The sequence below is a fragment of the Xanthomonas sp. NCPPB 1067 genome, from assembly GCF_020783795.1.
GTDB classification, from domain to species: domain Bacteria; phylum Pseudomonadota; class Gammaproteobacteria; order Xanthomonadales; family Xanthomonadaceae; genus Xanthomonas; species Xanthomonas melonis.
In genome coordinates this window covers 14,294-27,877 of the sequence record NZ_JAJGQG010000005.1, presented here as the reverse complement: position 1 = coordinate 27,877, position 13,584 = coordinate 14,294, and the positions used below count along the sequence as shown (strand labels likewise).

7 protein-coding genes are annotated in these 13,584 nt (G+C 61.9%); 4 read left to right on the top strand and 3 right to left on the bottom strand.

Features of this window, described 5'->3' with window-relative positions:
* Positions 1 to 164: 164 nt before the first annotated feature.
* Positions 165 to 3,092, top strand: coding sequence for a TonB-dependent receptor domain-containing protein (locus LL962_RS05580; RefSeq protein ID WP_228316239.1), 2,928 nt, complete (start codon positions 165 to 167; stop codon positions 3,090 to 3,092).
* Positions 3,046 to 3,708 carry a 2OG-Fe(II) oxygenase gene (locus LL962_RS05575; RefSeq protein WP_228316238.1) on the top strand — a complete coding sequence of 221 codons (663 nt, stop codon included), beginning with the start codon at positions 3,046 to 3,048 and terminating at the stop codon, positions 3,706 to 3,708. Before LL962_RS05580 ends, LL962_RS05575 begins: the two co-directional genes overlap by 47 nt.
* Here LL962_RS05575 and LL962_RS05570 read toward each other — a convergent pair whose 3' ends face one another.
* The 3 genes from LL962_RS05570 to LL962_RS05560 all read right to left on the bottom strand — a co-directional run bounded on the left by LL962_RS05570 (position 3,709) and on the right by LL962_RS05560 (position 9,608).
* Positions 3,709 to 5,499, bottom strand: a complete 1,791-nt coding sequence (locus LL962_RS05570; protein WP_228316237.1) for a tetratricopeptide repeat-containing sulfotransferase family protein — start codon at positions 5,497 to 5,499, stop codon at positions 3,709 to 3,711.
* Between the two features lie 195 nt (positions 5,500 to 5,694).
* The gene (locus LL962_RS05565; protein WP_228316236.1) at positions 5,695 to 8,658 is read right to left on the bottom strand and encodes a TonB-dependent receptor domain-containing protein; all 2,964 of its coding nucleotides are present in this window, start codon (positions 8,656 to 8,658) and stop codon (positions 5,695 to 5,697) included.
* A gap of 341 nt (positions 8,659 to 8,999) precedes the next feature.
* The gene (locus tag LL962_RS05560) at positions 9,000 to 9,608 is read right to left on the bottom strand and encodes a TetR/AcrR family transcriptional regulator (protein ID WP_228316235.1); all 609 of its coding nucleotides are present in this window, start codon (positions 9,606 to 9,608) and stop codon (positions 9,000 to 9,002) included.
* Between the two features lie 136 nt (positions 9,609 to 9,744).
* Between LL962_RS05560 and LL962_RS05555 the strand changes: the two genes are divergently transcribed.
* Both LL962_RS05555 and LL962_RS05550 read left to right on the top strand, forming a co-directional pair.
* Positions 9,745 to 10,668 (top strand): alpha/beta fold hydrolase, encoded by a 924-nt coding sequence (locus LL962_RS05555; protein ID WP_228316234.1) that lies wholly within the window; start codon positions 9,745 to 9,747, stop codon positions 10,666 to 10,668.
* The gene (locus LL962_RS05550; RefSeq protein ID WP_104586521.1) at positions 10,665 to 13,139 is read left to right on the top strand and encodes an acyl-CoA dehydrogenase; all 2,475 of its coding nucleotides are present in this window, start codon (positions 10,665 to 10,667) and stop codon (positions 13,137 to 13,139) included. The genes LL962_RS05555 and LL962_RS05550 overlap by 4 nt, the downstream gene beginning before the upstream one ends.
* Positions 13,140 to 13,584 lie beyond the last annotated feature (445 nt).

The following is a 13,584-nucleotide window of genomic DNA, read 5'->3' as shown; positions in this document are numbered from 1 at the left end:
CCACCGTCACCACGGTGGCGTTTTCATTTGTCTCCGACGCCGCATTAACGGGACTTTAATTTATTCGAACAGCCAGATACCATCGGTTCACCCTGACGCCTTGGAACTGCCTTTCAGATCCGCTTGCCAGGCCAACCCCAGTTCCGTATTCGGAGAGAGAGCCCATGAAGTGCACGTCAAGCAAACTGCGTGACGCCGTCGTCCTCGCGCTCGTTGTTGGAGGAGCCTATTCGCCCGCGTCCTTTGCGCAGGACGCGGCGGCCAGTGCCACAACCAACCTCGACAAGATCGAAGTGACCGGTTCCCGTATCAAACGCGCCGACCTGGAAACCGCAAGCCCGGTATTCGTGATCGACCGCCAGGCCATCCAGAGTTCTGGCGCAGCCACGGTGGGCGAGTTTCTCCAGCGCACGCCCGCAATTGCCGGTGCGGCTACCAATCCGCAGGTGAACAACGGCGGCGGCGGCGGTGCAGCTACCGTGGATCTGCGCGGCCTCGGCGTCAATCGGTCGCTGGTTCTGGTCGATGGACGACGCTGGATCGGCTCGGTCAGCAATGCCAGCGGTGCGGTGGATATCAACTCGATTCCGCTAGGCCTGATCGAGCGCGTCGAGGTATTGAAGGACGGCGCCTCGGCGATCTACGGATCCGACGCCATCGGCGGCGTGGTGAATTTCATCATCCGCAAAGACTTCGACGGGGTCGAAGCCAGTGCGTACTACGGCACTTCCTCGCGCGGCGACGCGGCGACGGAGCGCTACGATGCCGTCTTCGGCATGACCAACGACCGCGGCAGCTTGATGCTGGGTGCGAGCTACGACAAGGCGGACCAGGTGCGCGCGTCGGATCGCGCCTATTCCAGCCAACCGTACCAGCTCTATGCGGGCGAGAAGGGCATCGGCGGTACCAGCCGAATCCTGACCGGCCGCTACGTCGTTCCGCGCGCCAACGCCACCGGCGTCAACCTGAGCGATCCCAATTGCGGCACCGGCGCCAACGTCACGCTGACTCGCATCGACGGCCGGCCCGGCTCGGCACCGTCGGATTTCCGTTGTTTCAATCCGCAGACGGACGTCTACAACTTTCAGGCCGATGGCAACCTGACGCTGACGCCGCAAGAGCGGACCAGCATGTTCCTGAACGGTACCTACAAGCTCACCGATAACGTCGAAGCGTTCGTGCTGGGTTCCTGGCTGCGGACCGACTCTTCCTTCGCACTGGCGCCGCTGCCATTCGACGGCCGGCCTGCAGTGGACAATGTCCCGATCAGTGCAAATAGCATTTACAACCCGTTCGGCGTGAACATCACAGACGCGCGCCTGCGCCTTCGCGATTTCATTCCCACGCGCACCACGCGATTCATCACCGAGACCTATCAGATCACCGGTGGCCTGCGCGGCGCATTCGGCGACAGCAGCTGGAGCTGGGACGCGTCCTACGGATACGGCCGCTCGCCGCAGACCTCTTCGGTAAAGGGCTACCTATTCAGCCCGGGGCTTGCCGCAGCGCTTGGCCCGTCCATGATCGATCCCGCAACTGGAAATCCGATCTGCGTTCGTACGCCCGGCAATCCCGCAACTGCAATCAATGGCTGCTTGCCGGTCAACTTCCTGGGGCCCGCCCCTGATCCGAGCACCCCCACGGGCCAGGCGCAATTGTCTGCACTCGGCTTGATCAATCCCACGATCACCAATACCAGCGAAAACACCCTGAAGGTCTACAACGCCAATGCAACCGGCGACCTGTTCGATGTTCCTGCAGGAACGGTATCGCTGGCGGTCGGTGTCGAACGCCGCGAAGAATCCGCAAGCTCGACCAGCGACTTCCTGACCATCATTCCGCCAGGCGAGACTGTCTGCTTGACGACGCAGGAAGCCTGTACATTCGGCAACATCTCGGGCGAATTCGATGTCAATGAAGTGTACGCCGAGGCACTGGTCCCGTTGCTGGCCGACGTACCCTTTGCGGAAAAGCTGAACCTGACACTGGGTACGCGCTATTCCGACTACTCGAATTTCGGCGGAACCACCAACTCCAAGATTGGCGTGGAATGGAAGCCGTTTTCCGATCTTCTGCTCCGCGGCACCTATGCCGACGTGTTCCGCGCACCCACGATCGGCAATCTCTTCTCGCCCACGTCGCCTAGCGCGAACAGTTATGTCGACCCTTGCAATGGCTACTCCGGGCAGGCGACCGCTGATCCGCGTGCCTGTGCAGGCGTTGCTCCCGATGGCTCGTTCCGCCAGAGCAATAACCAGGTGACCTCGTTCCAGGTCGCCAATCCCAATCTTCAGCCGGAAGAAGGCGACGTATTCACCTACGGCTTCGTCTATAGCCCGAGTTGGCTGGACGGATTCAGCGTCACCGCCGACTATTGGCGCGTGAGTCTGGATCAGTTCATTACCCGACTTCCCGAAACCGTGATGCTGAATCAGTGCTATCAGTTCGGGCGCTACTGCGACACCTTTATCCGTGACGAGGCCGGCGACGTTGCGCAGATGACCAATGCGATCGGCAACTTCGGCGAGTTGCGTACCAGCGGCGTGGATCTCGGTTTCCGCTACAACACCCCGGAAGCCGCGTGGGGCAGGCTGTCATGGAATCTCGATACCACCTATATCCGCCAGTATGACGTTCGCCTCCTATCGGGGGATCCGAGCAGCGATGTGGGCGCGTTCCCAGGGATTCCGCAGAGCAAGGGTCTGGCGGGCACGTTCGTGGACTCCGCATCGTCGGGCTTCGGAAACATCGCACGCTGGCGTGCGCTCAACGACTTGACCTGGACCTTCGGCAACCTCAATGCGAGCCTGACCACGCGTTACGTCCATCATGTCAACGAGGCACCGGACGTGGCCGAGGTCGGTACCGACGGTTACGTGGCAAAGCGCCAGGTTCCGTCCTATACCCAGACCGATTTCCAGCTGGGGTATCGCCTGGAAGCCTTGAACAACAGCACGATCCAGATCGGCGTTCGCAACCTGGCAGACCGCCAACCCCCTCTGGTCTATTCCGGCTTCAATGCCTCCACCGACTTGCGGACCTACGATGCCATCGGCAGGTACTACTGGATGCGTTGGACTGCACGATTCTGATCTGCATCACGGGAAAGAGGGCGCCGCATCTGCGGCGCCCTCCTCTCAGGATCATCTTCGGCACTTCATTCGGACATACGACAATAGCCTGCCGCCGCAACTGTGCGCCAAGCTGGTCGAATCGTTTCTGACGCTAAGCGAATTCCATGAGCGGAATGGCCGAGGCGTACGCCCCGGGCTGGACGACAGCGCGTGGACAGAGCTGGATATCTCCAAGCTGTCAGATCACGCATTTTTGAGCTTTTTCCGTTCTCTCATCAGCCAGGAACTCGCGCGCTACAACGCTGATGTCGGTCTCAGTATCGCGGTCCCAGATAGCCCGCTTCTGAGCCCATTGATCCTCAAGCGTTATCGCTCCGGAAGCGATGAGAGCTTCCAGACGCATTTCGATTCGATAAATAGCGTCTGCGACCGGTACCTGGTATTCCTTTGGTATCTCAACGACGTTTCCGAAGGCGGAGAGACATGGTTCCCAGACCTGAACTGCGGGGTTGAACCTCGCGCTGGACGGCTCCTGATGTTTCCACCATACTGGATGTACGCCCATCAAGGTAGACACCCCAAGAGCGGGGACAAATACATCCTTTCCACCTACCTCCGCTTCCCGCAGCGTTGATTAGGCATAACCATAACGGCGACGCCAGGGCGCGAGAAGATCCAGGGTCTGCGGAGAAAAGTGGTGACGATAATTTTCCCATCGTCCTACTGCCTTGCCATTGATCGGCTCCACTACCTGCGCATAGCTGGGCGTGTTGATTCGCATGGTTCGTGATCTGGCAAGCGCCTGGAAATCAGTGATCGCATCAGTCCATGCGAGCTCCAGAAAGCGTAGCAGCGGAGTAATCTCTGACGGCATATCACGCACCAGATCCTCGTAACGAATGACATGAACCGGGGCGTCAACCAACGCCCTATGATGCTCCCAGTGCGACATCACCTTGACGTACGTCTCGGCAGACGACTCCAGCGTCGAGAACGAGAGGACGCCCCCACGCATACCGAATGCCTGCATGTAACAGCTCAGAACACAATCGCAGGGGTCGCGTAGCAAAAGAATATATTTGGCCCGTGGGAACAGCCGCGCGATGAAAGGCACCCGCGTCAGATTCAGTGGGTACTTATCGACAAGAGCTTGCTGCACCGAGGTATATCGGGCAGCAACCTTGAAATAGACGCTTCGAGCCGCTGCGATCCGATCGTAGGAAAGAGCGGTCAGCCGATCACCAAGACCAACGCCCGGATCGGCCGCCGCCGATGGCAAGGATGCGATCGCTTCCTCGAGCGCAGGACGCTCGTCCAGTATGGCTGTGGCCGGATGGGCATCGAGAATGCGCTCCAGCAGCGTGGTACCGGAGCGCGGGAAACCCACCAAAAACGTCGGATCCTCGAAACCATCATGTATCGGTTCCGCCCGCCAAGCGTCAGGTGCCGTAAAGGCCAACGCGTCATCTAGCCAGGCCAACGCATTATCACCTGCCCGATCAGGAAAACGGCATCGGTATGCGGCGATGGCGCGTTCGTGCGCCTGACCTAAGGCGACCATCGCTTCGTCGAAGTTGTTGTCCGCATCGGCATTCTTGGCTCGCTCGAACTCCAGTAGCGCCCCCAGTGCTCCCTCTCCCACCATCGCAAGTCCCGATTCCAGACAATTCTCAGCGGCTGCATGCCTGCTCCGGCGCCGCAACATGCGCCCCATGGCGAGCGCCTTCATGGGCGACATCTGGCCTGAGACAATTGTCTGGTGCTGAAGGTGGGCATCGGCCTCGTCAAGGCGATTGAGCCTTTCGAGTAACAGGACAAGCTGTATCCGTAGTTCGATGGTTGCGTGGGTGTCGTCCAGCAGTTCTGCATACAGCGCGATCGCACGCTGCTCATGGCCGCAGTTGGCCAATAGCCAGGCGAAAGCTTCGCGCTGGGTGCGTGACATGTCCCGATCATCAAGGTGCATGAGGCACACATTTGCCTCATCGAAGCGTTCCAGCTCCATCAAACACTGGGAGTAAGCCAACGCGACATCGCAGGCATGTGGTTCCTGCCTCCAAGCGCAGCGCAAGCTTTCCTCGGCCTGCCCGAACCGTTGCAGATAAAGCAGCGCCAGTCCCCGCCCCAATTGACAGGCAACTGCATCGGCGGCGCCGCACCGCATCGCGTCTTCAAACGCCATCAATGAACCCTGAAACTCTTCCAGCTCGAGCAGCAGGTTTCCAACATTGATTAGATATGCGGGCTCATCCGGCTCAATTAGAGCCAGTTGCCAATACGCGTAACACGCATCTCGCAGCGCATTATCTCCGTGCAGCTTCTCGGCGAACCGGGACCAAGCGGCGCTATCGAGGGCATGCGGCGCCAGTCCGTCACGTATCCACGCTTGAATTGTTGCTTGATGCTCAGGCGGCAGGGAAATCATTCACGGATGATCTCACACTGCCACGTCGCGATGGCTGCCAGGGCCAATGGCTACTGGTCATAACGGCATTGCCGTATCACACGATCTGCTTGTACTCAGCCAGAACAGTCCGCAATGCTCGGGGATGTGGATTGCATAAAAAACTACGCCCCCATGCGGGGGCGTAGCTGCACTTAAATCCTCAACGGCCTCTTATCAGAAGCGCTGGGTGTAACGCATGTACAGGAAGCGACCGATGTCGAACCCGCCGAAGTAAGACACATTGGAACTCGGCTGGCTGTACAGAGTCGGGCCGACGCGGTCGAACACATTGTTGGCGCCGGCGGCAATGGTCGCGTTCCACGGCGCATTCCAACGCACCTGGACGTCGTTGAAGATGGTCGCGCCACGCTCGTTGGTGGGATTGCCGACCGAAACGCCCTGATTGTTGGGCGCGCGGTAATTCGGATCGCTGCACTCGTCCGGGAACAACGACGCACTCAGGCAGCTTTCTTTCAGGCCGGAGAAGTAACGCACCGTCCAGCTGGCACCGAAATCGCCCTTATCCCAATTCAATGCAACGTTGGAACGGATACGGAAGTGGGTACCGGTGGTGGTGCCCGCCCAACCCACGCCCGTGAACGGGTTCGGGTTGGTGACCGGATTGCGAGTCGTCACCAACTCGTCGCGACTGGTGTAGGTGGTCGTCCACTTGATGCCGAACGTACCGACCGTATCGGTCGCCAGACGGTAACCCAGGTCCAGATCGTAACCCTCGACCTCACGATAACCTGCGTTGATCGAGGTCCGGTTCAAGGTGTTGACGATACCGCTGACCGGGTCACGGGTGAACGCGTTGCAACGCTCGGCGATTCCGTTGAGGTAGCAGTCGTTGAGGATCAGGTTTGCGGTGTCGGCGATGATGGTGTTTTCGACGCGGATCTGCCACCAGTCTAGCGAAACGTTCAGGCCGCTCACGAAGCCCGGGCTCCACACGAAGCCCAAGGTCTTGGAGGTGGAGGTCTCGGGGACCAACTGGTCGTTGGAACCTGACAGGAACGGCACCGGCGTCTGGGACGAGGCTGCCGTGGTCGGTACGAAGCCCTGGGCCTGCTGACGGAAGGTAGCGGCGTTGACCGGCAGAGCGGCAGCGCAACGTGCACGAACCGCAGCACTGGTCCGAGACGCGCCGAACTGGACGTCGCAAGGATCGGTGTACGAGTCGAACGACTGCGAGCCACCGGAGTAAAGATCGGAGATCGTCGGCGCGCGGAAGCCCTCTGCCCAGGTACCGCGAACCAGCAGCGAGTCGAGCGGCTTCCACTTGAAGCCGAACTTGCTGTTCACGGTGTCGCCGAAGGTGTTGTAGTCGGAGTAACGGGACGCCAGGCTCAGGCTCAACTCACGCGCGAACGGCAGATCGGCCAGCAGCGGCACGTTGAATTCGGCATAGACTTCTTCCACCTTGTAGCTACCACCAGTGGGGAAGTTGGCCAGGCCAGAGGTATTGCCCGACTGTGTCAACGCGTCGGGGCTGAACTCGCCCTCCTCCTTGCGCTGCTCGGCACCCACGGCGAAACCGAGGTCGCCGGCAGGCAGGGAGAACAGGCTACCTGCCAGGTTGGCCGTGATCACCTTGGTCTTGGTGTTGGCGGTTGCGTGCGTGGTGGGGATCAGGAAGTCCTGCAGCGCCTGGTTACCAGTAAAAGCACCCGGTCCGGTCAGACCGGCGGCGATGAACGGATTGAACGGGACGCACTGCGCCAGTGCGATCGGAGCAGCGGCGGAGCCGCACTGCGCAACGCCCTGGGCATTGATGAACGACGGACCGACAGCCGCACGCAAGGAGGTGAGGTTGAGATCGCCGTAGCCGCTCTGCACCAGCTTGTTGTTGTTGTACAGGTAGCCCACATCCCAGTCGAAGATGCGCTCTCCGATGTTGAACGAACCATCGAACGCACCCGAGAAACGATAGGTGGTGAGGTCTGCACGCGTGGTGCGCGGCACTTCGGTCGTGCGACGCCACCAGTTGGGGATCTCGCGATCGAGTGGATTGAACGCGCTATCGGCCGAGATCGGCGAACCGAATGCCAGCGCCTGGTAAGGGTAGCCCGCGATCTGGCGTTCCGAATCACGGTTGCTGTACAGCACGTTGGTACGGAAGCGCACGTTCTCGGTCACGTCGTACGAGCCATCCACGAACAGCGAACGACGCTCCTGCGGCGTACGCAGGTCGGTCCAGCGATTGGTGTTGGTCTTGTCCTGCGTAACCAACTGGTCGGTGTTCTGCAGGCGGTAGTCGGCCGGATTGTTCGGATTTCCACCATCGCGCACCAGAACGCGAACTTCCCGATTCGGATTGGTCGCCGTCGCGGTGGCTGGATACCGGACGTTGGGAAGTGCGTCAGCCGGACGGCTCACGAATCCACCGAACTCACCCACGGCAGTCCAGGCGAAATCGGGGTGGTTGGATGAACGCGGAAACTCCGAATACGGACGGTCGGAGGCTGCAACCCGGTCTTCCTTCGCGTACTCGACGCCGACGGTCAGCGTCCCACGCTCGCCGGTCACGCCCATCACGAAGTCGGCGTTGGTGGTTTCGCCGTCGCCTTGCGAGTACTGGCCGTAGTACACGTTGCCGGTCGCACCATCAAAATTGGTGCGGGTGATGATGTTGATGACGCCAGCGATAGCGTCGGAACCGTAGATCGAGGAAGCGCCGTCCTTCAGCACTTCGATGCGGTCGATCGACGAGACCGGCACGGTGGAGATGTCCTGCAGGCCGTCGGTGGTGATGCCCAGGCGCTTGCCATTGACCAGCACCAGAGTACGCGCCGCGCCAAGATCGCGCAGGCTGATGTACGTACCACCGGCGGCCTCACCAGAGGAAAGCGGCGATGCGCGGCTGATCGGCGGCGTGCCGACCGCGCTGATGTTTTGCAGGATGTCGGCAACCGACGAGAAACCCTGCTTCTCGATGTCGGCGCGGCTGACCGTCAGGATCGGCTGAGCCGTTTCGGTGTCGACTTGCCGGATGCGCGACCCGGTCACCTCGATGCGATCGAGGTTGGTCGCCCCGGCATCCTGCGCCATCGCCACCGATGGCAATGCCGAAGCGGAAGCGCCGACCGCGATGGCGAACGAAATCGCGTCGCGCAGCTTGCTGGTTTTGTACATCATTGAGCTCTCTCTCCAAGATCTTGGTAATGGCGTGAAGAACAAGCCTTCGGGGGATCGAAAAGCGAGCCCAAAACGAAGGTTGCGCTGATAGTAGCCATCAAGCTGGAGAAATTAAAGATGCGTTAACAAAAAATTGTGTTGTCGTGAATTTCAGCCCTTATTCAGTTACACAGATTGTTCTGAAAATCGCTAAAGAAGAACGCTACGCGGCCGCTAACGCCCGGGATCTCTACCTATCGCTCGAGCATTATTCGACAGCGCGGACTACCGCGACCGTGTTCTCAGCCACTCAAGCCAGGCAGTGCTCACGCCACATCCTTGCAACACGCACGACATTCGACTCACCCGGGGATCAGGGTTTGAATCACGTGCTCTACATAGGCTTCAAATTCTTCGCGGGCTTGCTTGGGCTGCTGGAGCTGCAGCGATAGCTGCAGGAAGCCGACATAGGCGGCATAGGCTAGGCGGGCGCGGTGCTGGGCGTCGGTACGCGACAGGCCGGCCTGGCGGAACGAGGCGATCAGGTAATCGAGGCGGCGTTGCGAAACGCGGTCGATGACCGGGCGTACCGCGGGGTGATCGAGCGCCTTGAGCAACTCGCTATAGATGACATGCGGGGTGACTTCGTGGGCCACCAGCTGGAAGAGCGCGCGCAGGCGGGCACTGGGGTCGGGCACGTCTTCCAGGCTGCCGAAGACCTCTTTCTGTTCGAAGATCTCCCAGCGCTCCAGGGCGGCCTGCAGCAGCGCGTCGCGCGAGGGAAAATGCCAATAGAAGCTGCCCTTGGTGACTCCCAGGCGGCGCGCGAGCGGCTCCACTGCCACCGCACCGACGCCTTGCTCGGCGATCAGGTCCAGCGCGGCCTGCGCCCAATCGTCGGCGCTGAGGCGGTTGCCGCGACCTGAGCTGGCGCGGGGCGTGGTGGAGCTGGAGTCGATGATGTCGTTCATTCGACGATTTAACCATACGCTTGAGTCAGTTGCAGTATGCGTCACATATCTGGCACCCACCCGACACGATTCAATGGCTTAACCATCCATACTAGGCAGTATTGACATCGACGGAGTGGCATCCATACCATTAAGTATGGTCAGCTCATCTCCTACCCTAGCCGAAGCTGCAATCGTGTCCAGCGTCCACGCTGGCGATGTACGGCTGGCGGTATCGGTGCGGGGCCCGACGCGGGCGCCGACGGTTCTGCTCGCGCACGGCTTCGGGCAAACCCGCCATGCCTGGGAAGCAACGGCAGTCGCACTCGCCGAGGCGGGTTATCGGGCGCTTTCCTACGACGCGTGTGGGCACGGGGATTCAAGCGCCAACGCGGCGCAGCTGCCCTACTCGCCGGCGCAGTTCACCGACGATCTGATCGTGCTCGCGGGTGAGCAGGCCGAGCCGCCGGTGCTGGTGGCGGCCTCGATGGGCGGCTTGTTCGGACTGCTTGCCGAAGCGCGCTGGCCGGGACTGTTCCGCGCACTCGTGCTGGTCGACATCACGCCGCGCTGGGACGTCACGGGCGTGGAGCGCATCCTGCGCTTCATGACCGCGCATCCGGACGGCTTCGTGTCGCTGGATGCCGCCGCCGATGCGATCGCCGCCTACCTGCCGCATCGCCCACGCAAGAGCGCAGATCAGCTGAGGGCGCTGTTGCGCCCGCGCCAGGACGGCCGCTGGCAGTGGCACTGGGACCCACGCCTTGTCGAGGAATTGGCCGGGCAGGATGCGCAAATGCAGCAACACGCACTGCTGGATGCGGCAGCGCAGGTGCGTTGCCCGATGCTGCTGATCAGCGGCGGCCGCAGCGACCTGGTCACACCGGCCACCATCAACGAATTCCTGTCGATCGCCCCGCATGCGCAGCATGTGCAGCTGCCCGATGCAACGCACATGCTCGCTGGCGACGACAACACCACGTTTACCGCCACCGTGTTGCATTATCTGGACGCACTGCCCCCGGTTGGCACCATCGCAGCGTCCAACATCACCGAGCATGTCACTGGAGCAAGACCATGAGCATCGTTGCACCGTTCCTCTTCGTCATCCTGGCGGCGGGCATCGCTGCCTATCACCGGATGCGCCTTGCCACCTGGGTTGCGATCAGCGCCTGCGTGCTGGTGGCGTGCTGGCTGTTGGGCGCCAATCTCACGGCCACCCTCGTCGCCGCAGCGTTGGTCGTGCTGGTATCGGCCCCGGTGCTGTTGCCGTTCCTGCGCAAGCCGCTGCTGACCACGCCGTTGATGGGCTTCTTCCGCAAGGTGCTGCCGCCGCTCTCGCAGACCGAGCGCATCGCGCTGGAAACCGGCTCGGTCGGTTTCGAGGGCGAGCTGTTCACCGGCGACCCGGATTGGCAGAAGCTGCTCAACTACCCCAAGCCGCAGCTGACGGCCGAAGAGCAGGCCTTCCTGGATGGCCCGGTCGAAGAGCTGTGCAAGATGGTCAATGACTGGGAGATCACCCACGTCCACGCCGACCTGCCACCGGAGCTGTGGGATTTCATCAAGAAGAACAAGTTCTTCGGCATGATCATTCCCAAGCAATACGGCGGCCTGGGCTTCAGCGCGCTGGCGCACCATAAGGTGATCCAGAAGCTGTCCTCGATCTCCAGCGTGGTCAGCTCCACGGTCGGTGTGCCGAATTCGCTCGGCCCCGGCGAGCTGCTGCTGCACTACGGCACTCCGGAGCAGAAGGACTATTACCTGCCGCGTCTGGCCGTGGGTGCCGAAGTACCGTGCTTTGGTCTGACCGGCCCGTTTGCCGGCTCCGATGCGACCTCGATCCCGGACTACGGCATCGTCTGCAAGGGAGAGTGGAACGGCGCCAACGTGCTCGGCGTCAAGCTCACCTTCGACAAGCGCTACATCACCTTGGCACCGGTGGCCTCGCTGATCGGCCTGGCCTTCCGCGCCTACGATCCGGAAGGCCTGATCGGCGACAAGAAGGACATCGGCATCACCCTGGCGCTGCTGCCACGCGAAACGCCCGGCGTGGAAATCGGCCGCCGCCACTTCCCGTTGAACTCGCCGTTCCAGAACGGCCCGATCCATGGCGAAGAGGTGTTCATTCCGCTGAGCCAGCTGATCGGCGGCGTGGAGATGGTCGGCAAGGGCTGGAACATGCTCAACGAGTGCCTGGCCGTGGGTCGTTCGATCACCCTGCCCTCCACCGCCAGCGGCGGCAGCAAGGCTGCGGCGGTGGTCACCGGTGCGTATGCGCGCATCCGCAAGCAGTTTGGCCTGTCGGTCGGCCGCTTCGAAGGCGTGGAAGAGGCGTTGGCACGCATCGGCGGCAAGGCCTATGCGATCAGTGCGCTGTCTCAGGCCACGGCAGCGGCGGTGGATCGTGGCGACGTTCCATCGGTGCCGTCGGCGATTGCCAAGTATCACTGCACCACCATGGGCCGCGAAGTGGTCAGTGACATGATGGATGTGATCGGTGGCAAGGGCATCATCCTGGGACCGCGCAACTTCGCCGGCCGCGCCTGGCAGGCGGCTCCGATCGGCGTGACTGTGGAAGGCGCCAACATCATGACCCGCAGCCTGCTGATCTTCGGCCAGGGCGCAATCCTGTGCCATCCGTGGGTGATGAAGGAAATGCAGGCGGCGCAGGACCCGGATACGCGTCGTGGCCTGGAAGCGTTCGACCAGAGCCTGTTCGGCCATATCCGCTTCGGTATCTCCAATGCAGTGCGTTCGTTCTGGTTCGGTTTGACCGGCGCACGTCTCGGCGCAGCGCCGGGCGATGCCTACACCCGCCGTTTCTTCCGCAAGCTGGACCGTTATTCGGCCAACCTGGCGCTGATGGCCGACGTGTCGATGCTGATGCTGGGCGGCAAGTTGAAGTTCAAGGAATCGCTGTCCGGTCGCCTCGGCGACGTGCTGAGCCACATCTACATGACCAGCGCGATGCTCAAGCGCTACCACGACGAGGGTGCGCCGGCGAGCGACCAGCCGTTGCTGGCCTGGGCCTTCCACGACAGCGTGCACAAGATCGAAACCGCGCTGTCGGCTGCGCTGCGCAACTTCCCGATCCGTCCGGTGGGTTGGTTGATGTGGGTGCTGATCTTCCCGCTGGGCCGTCGTGCCGAAGCGCCTGGCGATCGTCTGGGACACCGCGTGGCGTCGCTGCTGATGGCACCGAACGAGGCACGCGACCGTCTGGCGCAGGGCGTGTTCCTGACGCCGTGCGCGAACAATCCGGGCGGCCGCATCGCCAGCTATCTGACCAAGGCGGTGATGGCCGAGCCGGTGGAGCGCAAGTTCCTCAAGGCGCTCAAGACCAAGGGCATCGAAGCATTGGACTTCACCGCCCAGCTCGACGAGGCAGTGGCCGAAGGCGTGTTGACCACAGACGAGCGCAAGCTGCTGGAAGAGCTGCGCGAGATCATGATGGACACCATCACCGTCGACGACTTCGATCCGCATGAGCTGCGTGCGGCCAGCTTCTACGACAAGCCGCAGGCGCAACAGCCGCGCGAAGCGGCCTGAGTCGACGGCGAGGTCGCTGCCACGATGGAAACGAACGGCGAGCTCAGGCTCGCCGTTCGCTTTTGTGCTTCCTTCATTGCATCGGTCGCGGCACCGAAGCGGTCAAGGCCGACTGCCGTGCCAGCCGCCGTGGCCGCCATCGGTCCGCCGCGCGGCAGTTGCCGGGGCCGTCCGGGCTGGCCGGCCAGCAGATGCGCATGGCCGTAGCGTCGAACGTATCGGCGCCCTTGTTGCCCACACGGACTGTTGCCTCAGCAACGCGCAGCCCGGGACCTTCGCGGGCGCGCTTGGAGGGTGCACGGACCATCGCGCTCGGTCCGCGATCAGCCCGATGCGCAGAATCGGGCTGGTGGCAGCTGCGCAGATGAGCCCTGCAGCCGGCTACGCCCTGCGCATGCGAGCCGGCGCGGCATGACGCTTCATTTGCTGCCGACAGCCGCGCCTG

Bases quoted from the DNA above. Each gene is read 5' to 3' on its own strand.
- LL962_RS05580 (WP_228316239.1), top strand. From the start codon at position 165: ATGAAGTGCACGTCAAGCAAACTGCGTGACGCCGTCGTCCTCGCGCTC.
- LL962_RS05575 (WP_228316238.1), top strand. From the start codon at position 3,046: ATGCCATCGGCAGGTACTACTGGATGCGTTGGACTGCACGATTCTGAT.
- LL962_RS05570 (WP_228316237.1), bottom strand. From the start codon at position 5,499: ATGATTTCCCTGCCGCCTGAGCATCAAGCAACAATTCAAGCGTGGATA.
- LL962_RS05565 (WP_228316236.1), bottom strand. From the start codon at position 8,658: ATGATGTACAAAACCAGCAAGCTGCGCGACGCGATTTCGTTCGCCATC.
- LL962_RS05560 (WP_228316235.1), bottom strand. From the start codon at position 9,608: ATGAACGACATCATCGACTCCAGCTCCACCACGCCCCGCGCCAGCTCA.
- LL962_RS05555 (WP_228316234.1), top strand. From the start codon at position 9,745: ATGGTCAGCTCATCTCCTACCCTAGCCGAAGCTGCAATCGTGTCCAGC.
- LL962_RS05550 (WP_104586521.1), top strand. From the start codon at position 10,665: ATGAGCATCGTTGCACCGTTCCTCTTCGTCATCCTGGCGGCGGGCATC.